Origin of the sequence: Gilvimarinus gilvus (assembly GCF_030518155.1) — a bacterium.
Classification (GTDB): domain Bacteria; phylum Pseudomonadota; class Gammaproteobacteria; order Pseudomonadales; family Cellvibrionaceae; genus Gilvimarinus; species Gilvimarinus gilvus.
Map to the genome: position 1 here is coordinate 1 of NZ_JAULRU010000759.1, position 334 is coordinate 334.

The window sequence follows — 334 nt, forward strand, 5'->3', positions numbered from 1 at the left end:
CGACTGAAAACCTTAGATGGCCATCCATGGCAGGCCGCTCAAGTTAAGGCCCTCACGACTCGGCCGAACGGTGAAACAATGTCGTTCGCCTTCGAGAAACGTGACGGCTTCCTGGAATCCATTGACTCGATTCCTGAGCCTCATGAGTTTTCAGTACGCCTGACCTTGGGTCATTCCGACCATGCTCATGACTACGATCTGGAGTTTGCCGAAGCGCATGATCACCACCACCATGGCGAACTCGATCAGCTCGAACTGAGCGTCGATGGCTATCAGGATGCGCACGAGCGCGCCCATGCAAACGACATCAAAAAGCGTTTCGCCAACCGTGATG

Annotated in this window: 1 pseudogene; it reads left to right on the plus strand. The window is 54.5% G+C overall.

What is annotated here, in order from left to right:
- Positions 1-78: 78 nt before the first annotated feature.
- Positions 79-334 (plus strand): annotated as a pseudogene (locus QWI17_RS19430) (nickel/cobalt efflux protein RcnA); the annotation flags it as partial.